This window comes from Neobacillus sp. DHD-1R, assembly GCF_057747995.1.
Map to the genome: position 1 here is coordinate 182,151 of NZ_CM173232.1, position 20,005 is coordinate 202,155.

Annotated in this window: 19 protein-coding genes; all 19 read left to right on the forward strand. The window is 44.1% G+C overall.

From position 1 onward, the window contains the following. Positions 1-193: 193 nt before the first annotated feature. The 19 genes from prfA (at position 194) to atpB (ending at position 19,956) form a co-directional block, all read left to right on the forward strand. Positions 194-1,267, forward strand: a complete 1,074-nt coding sequence (gene prfA / locus AC3ANL_RS00860; protein ID WP_488327409.1) for a peptide chain release factor 1 — start codon at positions 194-196, stop codon at positions 1,265-1,267. Then, positions 1,260-2,159, forward strand: a complete 900-nt coding sequence (gene prmC / locus AC3ANL_RS00865; RefSeq protein ID WP_488327410.1) for a peptide chain release factor N(5)-glutamine methyltransferase — start codon at positions 1,260-1,262, stop codon at positions 2,157-2,159. The genes prfA and prmC overlap by 8 nt, the downstream gene beginning before the upstream one ends. 229 nt (positions 2,160-2,388) lie before the next feature. Beyond that, on the forward strand, positions 2,389-3,249 hold the full coding sequence (gene spoIIR, locus AC3ANL_RS00870) for a stage II sporulation protein R (RefSeq protein WP_488329635.1): 861 nt from the start codon (positions 2,389-2,391) through the stop codon (positions 3,247-3,249). 192 nt (positions 3,250-3,441) lie between these two features. Then, positions 3,442-3,888 carry a GNAT family N-acetyltransferase gene (locus AC3ANL_RS00875; RefSeq protein ID WP_488327411.1) on the forward strand — a complete coding sequence of 149 codons (447 nt, stop codon included), beginning with the start codon at positions 3,442-3,444 and terminating at the stop codon, positions 3,886-3,888. A gap of 184 nt (positions 3,889-4,072) precedes the next feature. Further along, on the forward strand, positions 4,073-5,140 hold the full coding sequence (locus AC3ANL_RS00880) for an L-threonylcarbamoyladenylate synthase (protein WP_488327412.1): 1,068 nt from the start codon (positions 4,073-4,075) through the stop codon (positions 5,138-5,140). A gap of 130 nt (positions 5,141-5,270) precedes the next feature. Continuing rightward, positions 5,271-5,828, forward strand: a complete 558-nt coding sequence (locus AC3ANL_RS00885; protein ID WP_488327413.1) for a manganese efflux pump MntP — start codon at positions 5,271-5,273, stop codon at positions 5,826-5,828. 110 nt (positions 5,829-5,938) lie between these two features. After that, positions 5,939-7,543 carry a C39 family peptidase gene (locus tag AC3ANL_RS00890; RefSeq protein ID WP_488327414.1) on the forward strand — a complete coding sequence of 535 codons (1,605 nt, stop codon included), beginning with the start codon at positions 5,939-5,941 and terminating at the stop codon, positions 7,541-7,543. A gap of 132 nt (positions 7,544-7,675) precedes the next feature. Continuing rightward, on the forward strand, positions 7,676-8,116 hold the full coding sequence (locus AC3ANL_RS00895) for a low molecular weight protein arginine phosphatase (protein ID WP_488327415.1): 441 nt from the start codon (positions 7,676-7,678) through the stop codon (positions 8,114-8,116). A gap of 247 nt (positions 8,117-8,363) precedes the next feature. Then, the gene (gene rpiB / locus AC3ANL_RS00900; RefSeq protein ID WP_488327416.1) at positions 8,364-8,810 is read left to right on the forward strand and encodes a ribose 5-phosphate isomerase B; all 447 of its coding nucleotides are present in this window, start codon (positions 8,364-8,366) and stop codon (positions 8,808-8,810) included. Positions 8,811-8,906: 96 nt separating this feature from the next. After that, positions 8,907-9,473 (forward strand): TIGR01440 family protein, encoded by a 567-nt coding sequence (locus AC3ANL_RS00905; RefSeq protein ID WP_488327417.1) that lies wholly within the window; start codon positions 8,907-8,909, stop codon positions 9,471-9,473. A 269-nt stretch (positions 9,474-9,742) separates the two neighbouring features. Next, positions 9,743-10,984 (forward strand): serine hydroxymethyltransferase, encoded by a 1,242-nt coding sequence (glyA, locus tag AC3ANL_RS00910; protein ID WP_488327418.1) that lies wholly within the window; start codon positions 9,743-9,745, stop codon positions 10,982-10,984. A gap of 150 nt (positions 10,985-11,134) precedes the next feature. Further along, positions 11,135-13,018: an NTP transferase domain-containing protein gene (locus tag AC3ANL_RS00915; protein WP_488327419.1), complete on the forward strand. Its 1,884-nt coding sequence runs from the start codon at positions 11,135-11,137 to the stop codon at positions 13,016-13,018. Further along, complete coding sequence (locus tag AC3ANL_RS00920) at positions 13,005-13,970, forward strand: DMT family transporter (RefSeq protein ID WP_488327420.1); 966 nt, start codon at positions 13,005-13,007, stop codon at positions 13,968-13,970. Before AC3ANL_RS00915 ends, AC3ANL_RS00920 begins: the two co-directional genes overlap by 14 nt. A 165-nt stretch (positions 13,971-14,135) precedes the next feature. Further along, on the forward strand, positions 14,136-14,765 hold the full coding sequence (upp, locus tag AC3ANL_RS00925) for a uracil phosphoribosyltransferase (protein WP_488329636.1): 630 nt from the start codon (positions 14,136-14,138) through the stop codon (positions 14,763-14,765). A 256-nt stretch (positions 14,766-15,021) separates the two neighbouring features. Further along, positions 15,022-16,032, forward strand: coding sequence for a nuclease-related domain-containing protein (locus AC3ANL_RS00930; protein WP_488327421.1), 1,011 nt, complete (start codon positions 15,022-15,024; stop codon positions 16,030-16,032). 57 nt (positions 16,033-16,089) lie between these two features. Continuing rightward, positions 16,090-18,273 (forward strand): S8 family serine peptidase, encoded by a 2,184-nt coding sequence (locus AC3ANL_RS00935; protein WP_488327422.1) that lies wholly within the window; start codon positions 16,090-16,092, stop codon positions 18,271-18,273. A 346-nt stretch (positions 18,274-18,619) separates the two neighbouring features. Next, a complete protein-coding gene (locus tag AC3ANL_RS00940; protein WP_488327423.1) occupies positions 18,620-18,844 on the forward strand; it encodes an AtpZ/AtpI family protein in 225 nt (74 codons plus the stop codon). Position 18,845: 1 nt separating this feature from the next. Further along, the gene (locus AC3ANL_RS00945; RefSeq protein ID WP_488327424.1) at positions 18,846-19,220 is read left to right on the forward strand and encodes an ATP synthase subunit I; all 375 of its coding nucleotides are present in this window, start codon (positions 18,846-18,848) and stop codon (positions 19,218-19,220) included. Between the two features lie 22 nt (positions 19,221-19,242). Continuing rightward, positions 19,243-19,956 (forward strand): F0F1 ATP synthase subunit A, encoded by a 714-nt coding sequence (gene atpB, locus AC3ANL_RS00950; RefSeq protein ID WP_488327425.1) that lies wholly within the window; start codon positions 19,243-19,245, stop codon positions 19,954-19,956. Positions 19,957-20,005: the final 49 nt, after the last annotated feature.

The following is a 20,005-nucleotide window of genomic DNA, read 5'->3' on the forward strand; positions in this document are numbered from 1 at the left end:
ATGTTTTTGTATTTAAACAGGGGTGAAATGCATCATTTTTCGCTTGAATGCTGCCCGGCTATGCTGTTTTCACCCCGCGTTTATTTTTCCAAACTTCTCCATAAAAAATTTCTCCCGCAAATTGGTTTTGACGATAGTTTTCACCTATACTATAATTAGAATGTTATGGACTAAAAACTGAGGTGAATGGACTGTGTTTGATCGTCTTCAATCCGTGGAAGATCGTTATGAAAAGTTAAATGAACTTTTGAGCGACCCACAAATTATTAATGACACTAAAAAACTTCGTGAATATTCAAAAGAACAATCAGATATACAAGAGACTGTACAAACGTATCGTCAATATAAAGAAGTTCGTGAGCAGCTTCAAGAAGCAAAGGCTATGCTTGATGAGAAGCTTGATGCTGAGATGCGTGAAATGGTAAAAGAAGAATTACATGACCTTGAGGCGCAAATTGAAGAGTTGGAAGCTAAAATGAAGATTCTGCTTGTTCCAAAGGATCCGAACGATGACAAAAACGTTATCTTTGAAATCCGTGGTGCAGCTGGTGGAGATGAAGCGGCCCTTTTTGCTGGGACTTTGTATCGGATGTACAGCCGCTTTGCAGAAGCACAGGGCTGGAAAACGGAACTGATTGATGCCAGTCCAACCGGTCTTGGCGGCTACAAGGAAATTAGTTTTATGATCAACGGTACCGGAGCTTACTCTAAATTAAAATTTGAAAATGGTGCGCACCGCGTGCAGCGTGTTCCGGAAACGGAATCAAGTGGACGCATTCATACTTCAACGGCAACTGTTGTGTGTTTGCCAGAGGCAGAAGAGTTTGAATATGAAATTCATGATAAAGATATCCGTTTTGATACATTCGCATCAAGCGGTGCCGGCGGGCAGTCCGTTAACACAACGATGTCAGCCGTTCGTTTAACCCATATTCCTACAGGAATCATGGTATCGATTCAGGATGAAAAATCTCAGCATAAAAACAGAGATAAAGCGATGAAGGTATTACGTGCGCGTGTGTATGATAAGTTCCAGCAGGAAGCACAGGCTGAATACGATTCAGTTCGTAAATCTGCCGTTGGTACGGGTGACCGTTCGGAACGGATTCGGACGTATAACTTCCCGCAAAATCGCGTGACGGACCACCGGATTGGCTTAACGATTCAAAAATTAGATCAAATCATTGAAGGTAAGCTTGATGAAATCATCGATGCGTTGATTATGGATGAACAGGCAAGAAGACTTGAAGAGGCATCTAATGAGTAAAAAAGTATTTGAAGCTCTTCAATGGGCTTCTTCTTTTTTAATCGAAGCGAATCGCGATGAAAATGCCGGAGAGCTCTTGCTGCGGCATTTGACGGGCATGTCGCGGGCCCAGCTGTTTGCCAATGTACGTGACGATTTAACGCCTGCTGTTTGGGATGCCTTTGAAAAAGCCGTCATGGAGCATGTGTCCGGAGTGCCGGTCCAGTACATCATCGGGTCGGAAGAATTTTACGGCCGGACCTTCATCGTGAATGAAGAGGTGTTAATCCCGCGCCCGGAAACAGAAGAACTTGTTTACGGTACACTCCAAAGAATGAAGCAGCTATTCAACGGCTGCAAAGAAATCAAGCTCGCCGATATCGGCACAGGCAGCGGCGCCATCGCCATCACCATGAAGTTGGAATACCTGGTGTCAGGCACCAATTCTACTGTTAATCAAGTGTTAACGGTGATTGGCACGGATATTGCTGAGGCGTCGCTTGTGGTGGCGCGGGAGAATGCGGTTCGGCTTGGGGCGGATGTTCGCTTTGTGCATGGGGATTTGCTGAAGCCGTTTATCGCCAGCGGAGAAAAGCTGGATGTGGTAATGTCGAATCCGCCGTATATTCCAGTCGGGGATATGACGACGATGTCCGAGGTGGTAACAGAACATGAGCCGCATCGAGCCCTGTTTGCCGGGGAGGATGGCTTGGATTTTTACCGCCGGTTTATGGTGGAACTTCCGCAAGTTCTCGCTCCGCACGCCCTTGTCTGTTTCGAAATTGGCGCCGGGCAGGGGGAAGCGGTAGCGGTACTCCTCCAAAAAACATTCGCGGATGTGACCGTGGAAATTATCAATGATATAAACGGCAAGGACCGAATGGTGTTTGCTGAAATTGGCTTCGGGGATTAACAACCCGAAGTCTTTTTGTGTTTAATTGCAAGAGGCGGGCAGTAAAATCAACAACATTCCCTCGATTTAGGTTAGGAGATAAAACTCAAAAGTAAGCAAAAATATTAAAAAATACTAGTTTAAGATTCTGGCATTTTGTCCACAATGTAGATATTAAGAAGGGACGGTGCGGAGAGTGAGAGGCAAACTAGTGGTTTGGGGATATTTAGTGGTTTTATCATTGGGAACAATGTTGAGTTTATATATGCCAAAAACGGAAGCAGCGGCAAAGGAGTCGATTGTGATTCCAGGTGAAGCGATTCGCTTGAGGATTTTAGCAAACAGCGATTTTGAAAAAGATCAAGCGATTAAACGTAAGGTGCGCGATGCGGTCAATGCACAAATTACGCTTTGGGTGCAGGATTTAACCTCGATGCAGGAAGCAAAGAAAGTCATGAATGCGAAGCTTCCGGAAATTCAGGCGATTGCTGAAAATGTCGTGCGTGAACAAGGGTCGGACCAGTCGGTAAAGGTTGAGTTTGGTAAAGTGCAGTTCCCAACGAAATTATACGGTCAGTTCCTCTATCCTGCCGGAGAGTACCAAGCCATTTTGATTACGCTGGGAAGTGGGGAAGGCGCGAATTGGTGGTGCGTGCTCTATCCGCCATTATGCTTCCTTGATTTTTCAAATGGAGTAGCCGTGAGTGATGGGTTTGAGGAAGAAAAAGTCGCCAAGGCAGAAACAGTTTCCGAACCAAAGGTAAACGCGGAACCAGTTAAAGAGGAAGCGGCATTGGCGGACGACGATGACACTAAAGGTAAGAATCAACGGGTTATAGAAAAAGTAGAACCGGTGAAACAAGAAATAGAGGAGAGTACTCCAAAGAAACAAGAAGTAGAAGAGGAGAGTACTCCAAAGAAACAAGAAATAGAAGTGAAATCTCCTGAGAAACAAGAAGTAAAACAGGAAACACCAGTAAATCAAGATGAAGAAGTGAAAAAGCCGAAGAAACATAGTAAAAAGGATGCTCCTGTTTACACAGCCGAAGATGAAGAACCCGTTAAAGTTAAGTTTTTCGTAGTAGAAATGTGGGAGAAAATGTTTAAGTAAAAGCTAGTTCCATGCGGACTGGCCTTTTTTATTTTTAAAAGAAGTAACGCTGATAAAATGCAACCATCCTCTACAAAAAGACGCTATAAACAAATCCCACGTAAATCTTAATAGATTCCCCCATTCAAGCTGTTCTATTTTTCCTACTTTTTCATAGTAATAGAGTAGAATCTTTAAAAAGAGGTGGATAGGATGCAGGCAATAATACGCAAAGCAAATAATCAGGATTTGGGGAAATTACAAGCGTTTCTTGTTCGAGCAAACCTTGGGACGGATGGACTAAGCGAGGAAACTGTTGACCATTTTCTCTTGCTGGAGAATGAGGACGGAACACTCAGAGGTTCACTAGGCATGGAGGTATTTGGGGAATCCGGGTTATTGCGATCACTCGTGGTCACACCTGGACAAGCAGATAAAGAAATCTTCCTCCTTTTTGATCAAGTGGTCCAACTAGCAAAAGAAAAAGGGATGAAAAGTTTGTTTTTGGCAACTAATAAAAGTGTAGCCCTGCCATTTTTTGAATTAATGGGGTTCCAACGAATTGAGCGGGAAGAATTACCCCCAGAATTTTATCAATCAAAACACATTCGACACGTTTTAAATGTGGATAACTCATTATTTTTAAAATTTTCTTTATAATTGTGGATATATCCACAAAGTTATCCACTTTTTCCGCAAAGTTATGCACAAATTGTGGATAACACTTGTTTTTAAGCCCACCTTATTTTATACTTTCAAACGTACTAAGTGAAAAAAATGGGTCTTTCCGTCTAAATTCGCCAAATTTCGATAAAAGACTCATAGACGATAAAGGTGGATAACTATGAACACAAAAGTCTGGAAAGTGGATAAGTATGTGGATAATCTTGAAAATAATCCACAAGTTGTGGATGCCGCACATTTTTTACGAGAAAATGAAGTAGTTGCCTTGCCGACGGAAACGGTTTACGGACTTGGCGGCAATGCTGAAAGTGACGAAGCGGTAGCGAAAATTTTTGCAGCCAAAGGACGACCTGGAGATAATCCGTTAATTATCCATATTGCCGACCGCGAGCAGCTGACTCGATTTGTCACAGCAGTTCCGGAAAAGGCTAAAACGTTAATGGACGCATTTTGGCCAGGACCGTTGACGATTATTCTAAATAGAAAGGAAGGTGTCTTGTCGGAAAAAGCAACAGCAGGCCTTGCAACGGTGGCAGTACGAATGCCGGATCATCCGGTAGCGCTGGCGTTGTTGAAAACATGTGGACTGCCGATTGCCGCACCAAGTGCGAATAGCTCTGGCAAACCGAGCCCGACGAACGCAAGCCATGTGTTAGATGATTTAAATGGAAAAATTGCCGGTGTCGTGGATGGAGGCTCCACAGGAGTGGGCGTAGAATCAACCGTTGTGGATTGCACCGAGGCGATTCCGGTTATCCTAAGGCCAGGCGGTGTGACAAAGGAACAGCTTGAGGCAGTGGTTGGGGAAGTCCATGAGGATGCAGCATTAAAGGATGAGTCGGCTAAGCCAAAAGCCCCTGGAATGAAATACAAACATTATGCTCCGAATGCTCCGCTTTATATGGTGTCAGGCACCACCACGGAATTTTTGCAAAGGCTGGTAGATGAAAAGCAGCGGGAAGGACTCCGTGTCGGCGTGTTGACGACGGAGGAAAGAGTGGATGTGTATCAGGCTGATCTTGTCCTAGCCTGTGGCAAACGGGCGGAATTGGAGACGGTCGCTGCGGCCCTATATGATACACTGCGCTCGTTCAACCAGGGAAATGTCGATGTTATTTTTAGTGAAATGTTTCCGAATACAGGCGTGGGCCACGCCATCATGAACCGCCTCCAAAAAGCAGCCGGACATAAACTCATCACAGAAAATGCACCAGGATCTCCTCAATGAGGGGGTTAGGTGCTTTTTTTTGTGGGGATTTATCCCTTCAATCTCCAATCAGTTCATTTCCCCTTCTGACTTCTAAATCCGTTTGGACGTGCATATGCTTAGGTTAGTTAGTCCAAGGGGGCGGGAAAGGATGTCAGAAACGGTTGGTGAAGTGAGTACACTCTTATTAATGGCATTTGCATTAGGAATGGATGCCTTCTCGGTTGGGCTTGGCATGGGGATGTACAAACTGCGGCTGAGGAAGATTTTTAATATCGGTATTACGATTGGCCTATTTCACGTCTTGATGCCGCTGTTAGGCTTAATAGCAGGAAAATTTCTATCAGACAAGTTTGGGGGCTTTGCCACCATTATCGGCGGTTTACTACTCATCTTACTAGGAGTGCAAATGATCTGGTCGACGCTGAAAAAAGGGGAGGAAAAGGTGATTACACCAGTCGGCTTAGGCTTACTGGTATTTGCATTAAGCGTCAGTCTGGATAGTTTTTCAGTGGGCCTGACCTTGGGCATTTACGGAGCAAAAACCATTTTGGTTTTATTATGCTTTGGAATCGTTGCCACCGTACAAACATGGGCAGGGCTTTTGCTCGGCAGAAAAGTACAAAGCTGGCTCGGAACCTATAGTGAAGCCCTAGGCGGCTCGATCTTACTTGCCTTTGGTTTAAAGCTGCTGGCGAACTTTTGGTGAATAAAATACAGAATCTTCAAAAATCCATCCCAACTATGATAGAATAGAGATTGGTAAATTTTCACTATACCAATCTATTAATCTTAAATCATATAGGGGAGGGGCACCAGGTGCAGCGAACACTATCGATAAAGCTGTTTATTTCTTTCATCGTAATCTCTCTATCACTATTTCCAAAGCTTGCCTTTGCGGAATCAGCTGGATCGGTGGAGGATTCATTCCAAATTCAATTATTGGAAAAAATAACAACTGAAACGACAATCATCAAGGGGACGGCATTTCCGAATGCTGCCATTAAGGTGGAAACCAATGCAGGCGTCCTGCTTAATTCTACGCAAGCGAATGCAGAAGGAATGTTTGAGGTTGCGATTGCGAAACAGCCTGCCAACACAATCCTGAAACTAACGGCAGATGATGGGATAGGTCATACATATGCAATAGAGGTAACGGTAATATCCACCGGCTGGGTCAAGCAAAATGGCCTCTGGTACTTTTATGGACAAGATGGCACAAAGCAAACGGGCTGGATAACCGATAAGGGCAGCCGCTATTTTCTGGATCAAACGGGTGCCATGAAAACTGGCTGGCTTTTTACTAATGGCAAGTGGTATTTTTTAAAAAATAGTGGAGTGATGCAAACGGGCTGGATAACCGATAAGGGCAGCCGCTATTTTCTAGATCAAACGGGTGCCATGAAAACCGGCTGGCTTTATACTAATGGCAAGTGGTATTTTTTTAAAAATAGCGGAGTGATGCAGACGGGCTGGCTTAACGAAAACGGTAAATGGTATTACCTCACACCAAGCGGCGCCATGGCCACCGGCTGGGCCTTTGATGCCGGAAAATGGTATTATTTAAGTGGTTCCGGTGTGAGGCAAACGGGCTGGGTGAAGACCTCGAATCGTTGGTATTATTTAAAGAGCAGCGGGGCAATGCAGACAGGCTGGCTGTATAATGGCGGCAAGTGGTACTTCCTCAATCAAAATGGTGCCATGGCAAAGGGCTGGCTGTATAATGGTGGGAAATGGTACTTCTTAAATTCAAACGGTACGATGAGAACGGGCTGGATGCAAAGCGGCCAAGATTGGTATCTTTTAGGCAGCAGCGGGGCTGTTTCAGGGGCCAAGCTTGACGCTCCGCTGGTTGCGCAAATGCCTGAGCTGCCGCGCGGCTGCGAGGTTACCTCGCTAACGATGCTGCTGCTCGATGCCGGCGTTAAGACAAACAAGATGACGTTGGCATCTCAGGTGCGAAAGGATCCGACCCGTTATTCAAAGACCAATGGACAAATAAACTTTGGCAATCCGTATAATGGCTTTGTGGGCGATATGTATTCCTTTAGTAAACCCGGTCTCGGTGTCTATCACGGCCCGATCGCCGAGCTGGCAAAGAAATACCTGCCAAATCGTGTCATTGATTTTACTGGATCGAACTTTGAAGAGATCTATAAGCATTTAAATAATGGGAAGCCAGTTTGGGTGATTAACAATGTGTTGTTTGATACCGTGCCATCGAAATATTGGCAGACCTGGAACACCCCGACTGGAAAAATCTCGATTACGTATAAGGAACATAGCGTCCTCATCACAGGCTACGACAGACAGTATATTTATTTCAATGATCCGCTGTCCGTGACCAAGAATCGCAAGGCAACGATTAGTGCCTTCAAACGCGGCTGGGTGCAAATGGGCAAGCAGGCCATTACGCTTCGTTAATTTTTGTAAACCCTTCTTTCGAATTGATCGGGAGAGGGTTTTTTTAAAAGTCATGTTAAGTTGCAGCTGGTTCAAATATCTGTGCCTAGGGTAAAATTAAACCCATAGGAGATAGGAAAGGGGGCAAAAAGTGTGCAGCGCATCTTGTTTGTATGTACGGGAAATACGTGTCGGAGTCCAATGGCCGAAGCCATTTTGAAAAATAAAAACCTTGAGGGCATTGAAGTAAAATCCGCAGGCATTTATGCTGCAAATGGCAGTGAGGCATCTACCAACGCGAAAAAGGTCCTTGATGCCAATAATATTCCGCACCAACATCGCTCAAGTATGTTAACGGGTGCCGAGGTAGATTGGGCGGACCTCATCTTAACGATGACGACGTCCCATAAATTTGCGATCCAACAGCAATTCCCTCAATCTGTTATGAAGGTGTTTACCTTAAAGGAATACTCAGGTGAATCACTTTATCACGATGTGGTTGACCCATATGGTGGAAATGTCCAGATGTATGAGGCAACCTATCATGAATTAGAAGAATTAATTGAGAAGGTCATCGAAAAACTAAAATCATAAGCGGCGATTTCAACTTGTGATAAACCATTTCAGAATATCACGGTTAACACTCCATATAGAGCCGCCTCTCAGGAAATATTGAGGTTTACCTCCTGGTTTGAGAATATCCTCTTTCATTTGGTTCTCGAGATCTAGTCTAAGAAGAACGGACAGGCTGCCCTCTGAGGGTAGTCGAAGTTTGACTTTATATTTTGGGGACAATGTGTCAAAATGGAAGCAGATTGTGTGAAGAACAGGAGGATTTTACATGAAGGTGGCATTAGCTTCAGACCATGGCGGCGTCAATATTCGTAAGGAAATCGCCAATTTACTTGAGGAATTAAAGATTGAATACGTAGATTTTGGCTGTGATTGTGATACTTCAGTGGATTATCCTGATTACGCGCTGCCCGTTGCGGAAAAGGTAGCAAGCGGTGAGTTTGACAGGGGCATCTTGATTTGTGGAACGGGCATTGGCATGAGCATTTCCGCCAACAAAGTGAAAGGCATCCGCTGTGCCCTCGTGCACGATACATTTAGCGCGAAAGCCACCCGTGCCCATAATGATTCCAACATACTTGCCATGGGCGAGCGCGTCATTGGCCCTGGATTAGCACGGGAAATCGCTGAAATTTGGCTGACAGGCGAATACGAAGGCGGCCGTCATGCCAATCGTGTTGGAAAAATCACCGAATATGAGAATAAGCACTCTTAAGAAAAGTCGATGATCCAGCTATAGGAAAATAGTTTTGCATTTCAAAAAGCCACATTAACGTTCCATGGATTTCTTTATAATGAAAGGTCGAGGAAAATGATAAAGGAATGGGAATTAGAGCTAGAAACGGTTATAACAGAATTAACAGAGCAGATCGCCTTTAAACCTGGACAACTGTTGGTCGTTGGCTGCAGTACGAGCGAGGTCGTGGGCGAACGAATTGGCACCTCAGGTACCGAAGAAGTAGCTGAAATGATTTTTCGCCAGTTGCAAAAGCTTCAATCACAAACAGGCATCCATCTCGCTTTTCAATGCTGCGAACATTTAAATCGAGCCATCGTCATCGAACGATCGGTGGCCGCAGCAAGAGGGTATGAGGAGGTTTCCGTTGTACCTGTCCGCACAGCAGGTGGGGCAATGGCTACCCATGCCTTTGGGCACATGGAGGATGCCATTGTAGTGGAATTCATAAAAGCAGATGCCGGGATTGACATCGGACAAACTTTAATCGGCATGCACTTGAAACATGTCGCCGTGCCTGTCCGCGTCAAGCAAAAAACCGTCGGCCATGCTAACATCACCATCGCAAAAGTACGCCCAAAACTAATCGGCGGTGCCCGAGCCGTCTACGAACGCAACACAGAAAATCTAAGCTGCTCGTAGTGCAAAGGGTGTCAGGCACCAAAACTACTATCTATATGTAATAAAGGGTGTCAGGCACCAATACCAATGTACCAAAAAGCCAACAAATCAAGGAATCATTTCTCCTATTGTACGGTTATAAAGGGTGTCAGGCACCAATTTTACTATTTTTATAGGGTTTAGGGTGTCAAATGACGAAGGGTGTGTTAGAATAAAGGTGGAATTTTTTAATTTTTGAATTTTGTAATTTTTGTAATTTTTGTGGTTTTTACATAAAAGGGGGATTTAGGATGAAGCATTTGTCTCAAGCGGATGAGCAGGTTTTTCAAGCGATTCAGCAGGAATTAGGTCGTCAGCGCTCTAAAATTGAATTAATTGCCTCAGAAAACTTTGTTAGTGAAGCAGTCATGGAGGCTCAAGGCTCTGTATTAACCAACAAATATGCCGAAGGATATCCAGGACGCCGCTACTATGGCGGTTGTGAATACGTTGATATCGTTGAAGACCTCGCACGCGACCGTGCAAAGGAAATTTTCGGCGCCGAGTATGTTAACGTTCAACCGCATTCAGGGGCACAGGCCAACATGGCTGTTTACTTCACAATCCTCGAGCAAGGTGACACCGTGCTCGGCATGAATCTATCACACGGCGGTCACTTAACACACGGCAGCCCTGTTAACTTCAGCGGGATCCAATATAATTTCGTTGAGTACGGTGTTGATGAAACGACACACCGCATTAATTATGAGGATGTACGTGAAAAAGCCCTTACTCATAAACCAAAATTAATCGTAGCTGGTGCCAGCGCCTATCCGCGTGAAATCGATTTTGCTAAGTTCCGTGAGATTGCCGATGAAGTGGGAGCCTACCTAATGGTGGATATGGCTCATATCGCCGGACTTGTAGCTGCAGGCCTGCACCCAAATCCAGTGCCATACGCTGATTTCGTGACCACAACTACACACAAAACACTAAGAGGCCCCCGCGGCGGGATGATCCTTTGCAAAGAGGAATTTGGCAAGAAGATTGATAAATCGATCTTCCCTGGTATTCAAGGCGGCCCACTAATGCACGTGATTGCAGCGAAAGCCGTCGCTTTTAGGGAAGCCTTACAGCCAAGCTTTAAGGAATACGCCGGCAATATTATTGCCAATGCCAAGCGCTTAGCCGAAAGCCTGCAAAATGAAGGCATAAAGCTTGTTTCTGGCGGAACAGACAACCACTTGCTGCTCATCGATGTACAAAACCTAGGCTTAACAGGCAAGGTTGCTGAAAAGGTATTGGACGAGATCGGCATTACCGTCAACAAAAATACGATTCCATTTGATCCGCAAAGTCCATTTGTAACGAGCGGAATTCGTGTTGGAACAGCAGCGGTTACCTCTCGTGGTTTCGGTTTAACAGAAATGGATGAAATTGCATCCATCATCGCCTTTACCTTGAAAAATCATGAAGATGAAGCGAAGCTGGAAGAAGCACGCGGTCGTGTGGAAGCATTAACAAACAAATTTACACTTTATCCAGAATATTAATCGTAACAAACGAGGCTGTCTTTTTGAGACAGCCTTTTTTTTATGAAAAAAAGTTACCTTAAAATGTAAAATTTTTGTATGCAAAATGTAAAGTTTGTGTTAAGATTCTTATTGTTCAAATATTGAACAATAAGGAGTTGAGACCCTACTATGCATCGATTTCTATTACTAGATGCTCTTTCAAAAAATGCGAATCTTTCACAACGAGCGCTAGCGGAACTAACTAACCTCTCAGTTGGAAAGGTAAATTACACCTTAACCGAACTTGCAGATGAAAAGATGATTCATATAAAAAAGTCAGGCCGGGCTAACCACTATCAAGTAACCGAACTAGGGAAAGAATACTTGAAAAATGAATTAGACCAATTACAGGAAACAAAGGTCATTCTTCATAATCAGGAAACAAAAACCGTTAAGCAGGCTGTCATTCTAGCGGCTGGGGAAAAAGCTGAATTCGATCAACCAGCATGTTTACTGCCAATCCAGGGCACCACGCTATTGCAAAGAACGATTGGAATCCTTGAGAATAATGGGATTGAAAAAATCATCATCGTAACCGGCTATAAAAAGGAAACGTTTGCCGAAATAAAGGCCATACAAGAAAATCCTGCCATTCAGTTTGTGGAAAATCCACGTTACCTTTGGACGGGGAGCATGGCTTCGCTTGCAGCTGCGGCTGACTTAATCACCGATGATTTTCTCTTGATTGAGGATGATATTTTAATAGAGGAAAATGCAGTTACAGAACTGCTAAACCATGAGGAACGAGATTGTCTTCTGATTACAAAAGAGAGCGGTTCAGGGGATGAAGCCTTCATTGAAATCCAAAATGATTATCTTTATAAAATCTCCAAGGATATTCATCAGTTAAATAGAATTGACGGTGAGATGACTGGAGTTACGAAACTTTCCTATGATTTTTTCAAGGAAATGCTGAATGTATATGAGAAAAATAAAAACCCTTATGTGAATTACGAGTACATTCTCTTGGATGTATCAAGGGTTCTGAATGTTAACTTATATAAAATTGCCGATTTAGTCTGGGCCGAAATAGATAGCTATGAACAGCATTTTAAGGTAGTTGATAAGTTTTACCCGATACTAATGCGAAAAGAAGCCGATTTTAAGGAACGCGAAGTAAAGCAAGCGATTGCTTCTGCGTTGAAAATCAGCATCGATGAGGTGACCTTCGTCGAAGTGCTTGGAGGCCTGATAAACCGTAACTTTAAGGTAATCGTGGGCGGTGAAGCGTACGCAGCGCGAATTCCCGGAAAAGGAACGGAACACTATATTAATCGGTTTGATGAAAAAATCAGCTCCGAAATCACGAGCCGGCTGGGAATCAATCCTGAAGTCATTTATTTTAATGAAAAGACAGGCTTGAAAATTGTTCGGTTTATCGAAAATGCCGAAACGCTGAATCCGAAAACAGGTACGCGAGAAGATAACTTGGTTCAGGTAGCAGGGCTATTTTATAAATTGCATACCTCGGGAGAAACCTTTAATGCCCGCTTTGATGTGTTTGAAAAAATCACCGAATATGAAACGATCTTAGCCGATCTAAACGGAGCCGTTTTTGAGGGCCACGAACAGGTCAAACAGCAGGTGCTGGAGCTTGAAGAGTACTACAAATCGTTAAATGTGCCCCTTGTTCCCTGTCATAATGACCCGCTTGCCGAAAACTTTGTCAAAAGCGGAGAAGAGAAGATGTTCTTGATTGACTGGGAATTTTCTGGTATGAATGATCCGCTTTGGGATGTGGCTGCTTATATTATTGAAGCCGAACTGTCTCCGGCAGAGGAACAGCTCTTTTTGCTGGAATACTTCAAGGGGCAGGTAACGACTAAAAGCCTGCAGCAACTTTTATTGAATAAGATTTTCTTAGATTTTCTATGGACGATCTGGGCCTTGATGAAAGAAGCAGGCGGAGAAGATTTTGGATCCTATGCGTTCAATCGTTTTACCCGTGCACAAACTAATTTACAGGAATACCAAAATCAATTTAAGGGGACCGAACAACTTGGAAAAATTTAATGCAAAAGGCGTTACGATTGGGTTAGGAGCAGGCTTAACATGGGCGATTGATACCATTTTAATTGGCTATGCCTTATCCTCAACAACCTTTTTAAAATTTAGTGATATTGTCCTGGCTGCACCATTACTCAGTACCTTTTTACATGACGCCTTCTCATCGATTTGGATGATGATATTAATGGCTGTCAGAGGCGAGCTCGGCGAGTCCTTCCGCAAGCTTAGAACGAAGAGCGGTTTGTGGGTCGTACTCGCAGCCACACTGGGCGGCCCAGTGGGGATGACCTTTTATGTCCTCTCGGTTCAAAAAATCGGCGCATCGTTTACCGCCTCGATTTCGTCGATTTTCCCGGCAGTCGGTGCCCTGTTTGCTTTCTTAATTTTAAGGGACAGGCTTTCCTTGAAAAACTGGATCGGACTCTTGGTCAGTATCGGCTTCACGATTGCCCTTAGTTATTCCGGTGAGTTAATTACAGGCACGTCCGTTTCAATTGGCCTTATTTTTATCATTTTTTGTATTTTTGGCTGGGGCATGGAGTCTGTGATCTCGGCATACGGGATGAAGGATGACGAAGTAAGTCCATTGCAAGCCTTGTTCATCCGCCAATTAACCTCGGCAGTGATTTTTGCCGTATTAATCATTCCCATCTTTGTCGGTCATTCACTTACCGTCCAAGTGGCATCTACAAAGACCTTTTGGTTTATAGGACTGATTGCCCTGTTCGGCACACTTTCTTATGTGTTGTACTATCAAGCTATTAAGTTAATTGGTCCTGTAAGGGCAATGTCCCTGAATATTTCGTATGTAGCCTTTGCTATTTTCCTTGATGTCTTATTCCTAGGCGGGGAGTTCTCCTTGAAAAATATTATCTTTGCCGTCTTCATTATGGCGGGTGCTGTATTGACGGTTATGGTCGATAAAAAGGATCCAAGTTTAGATACCAAGGTTGCATGAAGCAGGCAATCTTCATGACTCGCCGGCATTGTCGGCGGGTTTTTAAGTGGGAATATTTTAAATTTTTTTAAACTATGGACACCTAAGGACAGAGGTTGCTCTATGGCTTTTTTTTCTGTAAAATGAGACGAATGAATGATAATTTTAAAAAAAGGGGCGATTTTTGTGGCAAAGGTATACGTCTTCGACCATCCACTCATCCAACACAAGCTAACTTACATACGTGATAAAAATACAGGAACAAAGGAGTTCCGCGAGCTCGTCGACGAAGTGGCAACATTGATGGCGTTTGAAATCACAAGGGATATGTCATTAGAGGATATTGATATTGAAACCCCAGTTTGTCCAGCAAAGTCAAAGGTTCTTTCCGGTAAAAAAATCGGCCTTGTCCCTATTTTACGGGCTGGAATTGGCATGGTGGACGGTATTTTAAAATTGATTCCGGCTGCAAAAGTAGGTCATATCGGTTTATACCGCGACCCTGAAACGTTATCGCCAGTTGAATATTATATTAAGCTTCCAAGCGATGTCGAAGAACGCGATTTCATCGTAGTTGATCCGATGCTGGCTACTGGTGGTTCCGCGATTGAAGCGATTCGCTCTTTGAAAAAGCGCGGTGCAAAACATATCAAATTCATGTGCTTAATTGCCGCCCCTGAAGGCGTTGAAGCTCTGAAAGAAGCTCACCCTGATGTTGATATCTATATCGCTGCATTAGACGAGAAGTTAAATGACCATGGCTATATCGTCCCAGGCCTTGGTGATGCCGGCGACCGGTTATTTGGAACGAAATAAAAAGAAGTCGAGCGTGTTGCTCGGCTTTTTTTTGTGGATTTTTTCTAAAAAATGTAAAATTGTACAAAACACCTGGAAATCGCACAAAACAGTGAGAAATTCGCACAAAACTTATCCAAAATGGCACAAAACCCCCTAGAAATAGCACAAAACGCAAAGGGGTCAAAATAAATTCACAAATTATTCTTACTTTTTAAGAAGGATTCCGCAAATCTAAAGAGAAATTACCTCTGAATATATTAAATGAGGTGAAATAATGGTTGTTTTAGAACTAAAGTTACCTAATATGGCGTACCAGTGTATGGCGATCCTGCGCAGGATTATCAAGAATCACCCAATCAGGCCAACAGTTGAGCGAGATCTGCGGTGGTGGCTGAAAGGGTATTATGGCGAGAGGGAATGCACCTATTATCTTTCGCTTTTGCCGGAGGACAAATATTACATTTTTCATGGCCTGCGGTTAATCGATAAGAAGCCCTTTCAAATTGATCTAGTGATCCTTTCACCGAGGTTTATCTTGATGGGTGAGGTGAAAAATCTATCGGAAAAATTGATATTTCACCAGGAATCCAATCATTTCACGAAAGAATACAATCATCAAGAAGAAGGAATTTCGAATCCGATTCTTCAGGTGAAAAGGCAGAAACTGCAGTTCGATAATTGGCTGAGAAAACTGAATATGACCGGTCTGCCGATTGAAAAAGTGGTCATTATCAGTAAATCCACCACTAAAATAGAAACGAACCATCAACAAATTTTTAAAGAAGTAATTTATGCTGAATCCCTTTTGGATAAACTGGAAGAACTAGAAATGAAATATCAAAAAACTGTGTTCAGCAAAAGAAAAATGAGCCATTTAGTTGATCTCCTATTAACCCACCATCAAACGCCCATTCCTGATATTCTCCCCACCTACAAATTATCAAAAGCTGATATTCACACAGGTGTTTTCTGTCCGATTTGCCAAACAACGGTGATGAGTTATTATTCGGCGAATTGGCATTGTCCTAAATGTAAGTTAACCTCGAAAACAGCCCATTTTCCGGCTGTGGATGATTATTTCCTCCTGTTCGGACCGACGATTACGAGGAAACAGTTTGGTGAATTTTTGCATATCGAATCCACCTTCGTGGCAGGAAATCAATTGCGCGCGCTCAACCTCCTTCCGACCGGCTCCAAACGGGGTACCCGATATACCCTTCCGAAGAACGAGCTTCTGTGCCCATTAAATGATAAGAAAATCAATGAATACACGATTCCGCATTGATAGGTGCATACTTTCCCCTCTCCAGGAAAACGATATGAAAAAAGGGGAATTTGTCACATGAAACTTCTGCTTGCTATCCTTCTCACCATTCCACCCATTCCGAAACCTGCGCACGATACGGTTGCGATTGTTGTCTTGGAACAGCCGCAATCCGAACAGGAAATTAACCAGCTCGTCAGCTCCACTAAACAGGTAAAGCTGCGCCGCATTTTTCGTGAGGCAATTGACGGTTTTTCCGTCGAGGGCAGCCCAGAAGCGATTGCTCAACTTGCCGGGCGTGAGCATATTCTTAACGTCTCGCCAGTCACCGAGTACCGGGTTGAAACAGAGGAAAGTGTCAAAATTATTGGCGGCGAAGAAGTGCGCCGTTTTTTTGATAGCAAAAATGAACGGCTCACCGGTAAAGGGGTGACGGTTGGGGTGATCGATACCGGGGTCGATTACACCCATCCTGATTTAAAACGAAATTATGCCGGCGGTCATGATCTAGTCGATAAAGACAAGGATCCGATGGAAACCTTGGCGATTGGCAAGGCCACCATTCACGGCACCCATGTTGCCGGCATCATTGCCGCCAATGGAAAAATAAAGGGCGTCGCCCCTGAGGCCAGAATTGTGGCCTATCGCGCACTCGGACCGGGCGGGGGCGGAACGACCGAGCAGGTCCTTGCTGCGATTGAACAAGCGATCAAAGATAAGGTCGATATTGTCAATCTGTCGCTCGGGAATGATATCAACGGACCGGACCTGCCGATCAGCCTCGCCTTAAACCGTGCGGTCGACAAAGGCATCGTCGCGGTGGCGGCCTCCGGTAATTCCGGGCCCAATGTGTGGACGGTTGGTTCTCCGGGGACTGCGTCCAAGGCGATTTCTGTAGGGGCCTCAACGCCAACAATGGAGATTCCATCTTTATTAATAGAAGGAAGGCGGGAGAAAATCGACCTCCAGCCGTTAGAAGGCTCAAGTAAATGGGCACTTGACCGCTCTTTGCAGCTGGTGGACGGTGGACTCGGTCGGAAAAAGGAGTTGCAGCATGTTCAAGGGAAAATGGTCCTCATCAAAAGAGGGGTATTAACGTTTTCGGAAAAAGCCAAAAATGCCTTGGAGGCGGGTGCGAAGGCTGTGTTGATCTACAATAATATGAGCGGCAGCTTCATGGGAAACCTCGATACTCAGCTGACCATCCCTGTCGGTGCACTCTCTAAAGGTGACGGAGCTATTTTACAAAAAGAATTAAAAAACGGCAGTGTCGTCGCAAAGGTTTTGGTCAGGGAAGAGCGGGACCGGCTGGCTGACTTTAGTTCGCGGGGGCCGGTGACGGGGACGTGGGAGATTAAGCCGGATCTTGTGGCGCCAGGTGTAGCGATTAATTCGACGATTCCGGGCGGTTATTTGTCGTTACAGGGGACGAGTATGGCAGCTCCGCATGTGGCGGGGGCCTGCGCGTTGATTAAACAGGCACATCCGGAATGGACGCCGGCGCAAATCAAGGCGTCGTTGATGAATACGGCAAAGCCGCTTTTAAAAAATGGGGCGGAACCGGGCTTGGGCCCTGTAAAAAGCTATTACCGGACATATGAGCAGGGGGCCGGCAGGATTCAAGTTGATGAAGCGATTAAAGCATCGTCGCTGGTTACGCCGAGCAGCATTCGGTTTGGGAAATTTATCGTTGAAAGTGACAGTCATAAAGCACGTTTGCATATTGAAAATACGAGTAATAAATCGCAGCGCTATTCGTTTGAGATTCCACCCCAGGTCGAGGGGCTGAGCTGGCGGTTCCCATTATCGTTTACGTTGGCGGCGGGCCAGGCAAAGGATATCACCGTGGAGCTGCTGGTAGACCCTCGCGTTTTTAAAGGAAAGATTCACGATGGTTATTTACGATTGCAGGCCGGAGCGGCGCTGATTCAAATCCCCTATTTATATGTGTTTGAGGAACCGGGCTATCCGCGGGTGATGGGCTTTGATTTTGCAACAGGCGACAGGCCGGGAGAGTACAGGTACGAGGTTTACTTGCCCGGCGGGGCGGAGGAGTTTGGAATCGCCTTGTTTAATCCGGAGGATCACCGTTTTGTTGGCTTTTTGGATTCGGAGACGAACGTGAAAAAGGGGCAGCTTCGGAAGAATCTTTCCGCGGAACAGCTGCCTGTTGAAGGGACCTACTTAATCAAGGTATTTGCCAAAAAGGCAGGGAAAGAGGATTTTATTGAACGGATGATTGTGATTGAAAATGATGAATAGCAGATAAGGGCTGAGGGAAAAACGAGGGGAAAAAACACACTTCTCAGCCCGGTGCATTAAAATTAGATTAAAATCGAATTAAAAGTTCACAAAATAGACACATTTCCGCCAAAAAACGTTCAAGATTTCCAATACAATAATAGTGTAAACAAAATGATATAATGGTGAGAGTGTTTGTGGATTAATTCACGTAAACCGATTGACATTGATTGGTGCCTATTGTATGCTAACAAAGGGTGTAAATGGTAGGGTTTTCATAGGATTTTATCTATAAAAAGATAGTATTTATGGAACAAATTTACCCTAGTGCCCGATTGGCATTCTCTTAGAGTGAGGATGTGATGAAGTGAGTCAAAACAACCGCAATCCCTTTCAAGCAATGGCGTTAATGTCCGCGATTGTCTCCCAGTTAGTCGGCTCCATTCTTATCGGTATTTTCGCAGGCAGATGGCTTGATCGGCAATTGGACACAGAGCCAATTTTCTTAATAATCGGACTGCTTGTCGGACTAGCTGCGGGAACTTATTCTATGCTTCTTTCCATCCGCCATTTTTATTCAGGAGATAAATAACATGCCAGATTTCAGAGTAATGTACAACAGGCAAAAGAAATGGATATTCTACTTGTTGGCCATTTATGTTCTTGGCTGGGGCTTTACTTCTTACCAAACTATCTTTTTAGGATTGATTTTGGGGACTTGCTTTGGTTTTCTTAATCTTTGGTTATTAGTAAGGAAGACAGAGAGCTTTGATAAATTAGTATCAGCAGGCAAAAAAGTCCGCTCCCTAGGCTCCCTTTCAAGGATGGCAACAGCGGGTATTGCGGCAGTGATCGCACTTAGATACCCGGAATATTTTAATGTTTATGGTTTAGTGATAGGACTAATGACATCCTATATTGTCATTATGATAGATTATTTTTACAACGCTATACATGTACATAAATGAAGCGGAAGTGAGGTGAATTTATATGGAACATAAAGCTCCGGAGTTTGAATTCATGGGTCTTTGGTTTAACGGCGCTAATATGCTGATGATTACGATTGCGAGTGTAATTGTCTTTTTAATCGCTGTTCTTTCAACCCGCAAGCTTGCAATGAAACCAACAGGGATGCAGAACTTCTTTGAGTGGGTGATGGACTTTGTAAAAGGAATCATCAACAGCACAATGGATTGGAAGGATGGGGGAAGATTTCATATCCTTGGAATCACGCTCCTCATGTATATTTTTGTATCCAACATGATAGGTTTACCGTTTGCAATTGTGGTTGATGAAACGCTTTGGTGGAAATCACCAACGGCAGACCCGATGATCACGTTAACTTTAGCTGTAATGGTTGTAGCTCTTACCCATTTCTATGGTGTGAAGTTAAAAGGTGTGAAGGGATATGCTGAAGGATTCTTCAGCCCAATGAAATTCTTGTTTCCATTAAAGATTATTGAGGAATTTGCTAATACGTTAACACTTGGTCTTCGTCTTTACGGTAACATTTTTGCCGGTGAATTGCTTCTGTCACTTTTGGCAGGCGGATTGGCGCATCAAGGAATTATAGGTACGATTGCAGCAGTACCGCTAACCCTGCTATGGCAAGGTTTCTCTGTTTTCGTAGGTTCCATCCAAGCGTATATTTTTACCATGCTAACAATGGTTTACATGGCTCATAAAGTGAGTCACGACCATTAAATAAACGTTCATTCTTATGAACAAAACAAAAAATCATCTATTTTTATAC

Coding starts and splice junctions, on each gene's coding strand:
- spoIIR (WP_488329635.1), top strand. CDS start 2,389: ATGTTGAGTTTATATATGCCAAAAACGGAAGCAGCGGCAAAGGAGTCG.
- AC3ANL_RS00945 (WP_488327424.1), top strand. CDS start 18,846: ATGCCAGATTTCAGAGTAATGTACAACAGGCAAAAGAAATGGATATTC.
- prmC (WP_488327410.1), top strand. CDS start 1,260: ATGAGTAAAAAAGTATTTGAAGCTCTTCAATGGGCTTCTTCTTTTTTA.
- AC3ANL_RS00905 (WP_488327417.1), top strand. CDS start 8,907: ATGATAAAGGAATGGGAATTAGAGCTAGAAACGGTTATAACAGAATTA.
- AC3ANL_RS00875 (WP_488327411.1), top strand. CDS start 3,442: ATGCAGGCAATAATACGCAAAGCAAATAATCAGGATTTGGGGAAATTA.
- AC3ANL_RS00880 (WP_488327412.1), top strand. CDS start 4,073: ATGAACACAAAAGTCTGGAAAGTGGATAAGTATGTGGATAATCTTGAA.
- AC3ANL_RS00885 (WP_488327413.1), top strand. CDS start 5,271: ATGTCAGAAACGGTTGGTGAAGTGAGTACACTCTTATTAATGGCATTT.
- AC3ANL_RS00915 (WP_488327419.1), top strand. CDS start 11,135: ATGCATCGATTTCTATTACTAGATGCTCTTTCAAAAAATGCGAATCTT.
- atpB (WP_488327425.1), top strand. CDS start 19,243: ATGGAACATAAAGCTCCGGAGTTTGAATTCATGGGTCTTTGGTTTAAC.
- rpiB (WP_488327416.1), top strand. CDS start 8,364: ATGAAGGTGGCATTAGCTTCAGACCATGGCGGCGTCAATATTCGTAAG.
- glyA (WP_488327418.1), top strand. CDS start 9,743: ATGAAGCATTTGTCTCAAGCGGATGAGCAGGTTTTTCAAGCGATTCAG.
- AC3ANL_RS00930 (WP_488327421.1), top strand. CDS start 15,022: ATGGTTGTTTTAGAACTAAAGTTACCTAATATGGCGTACCAGTGTATG.
- AC3ANL_RS00935 (WP_488327422.1), top strand. CDS start 16,090: ATGAAACTTCTGCTTGCTATCCTTCTCACCATTCCACCCATTCCGAAA.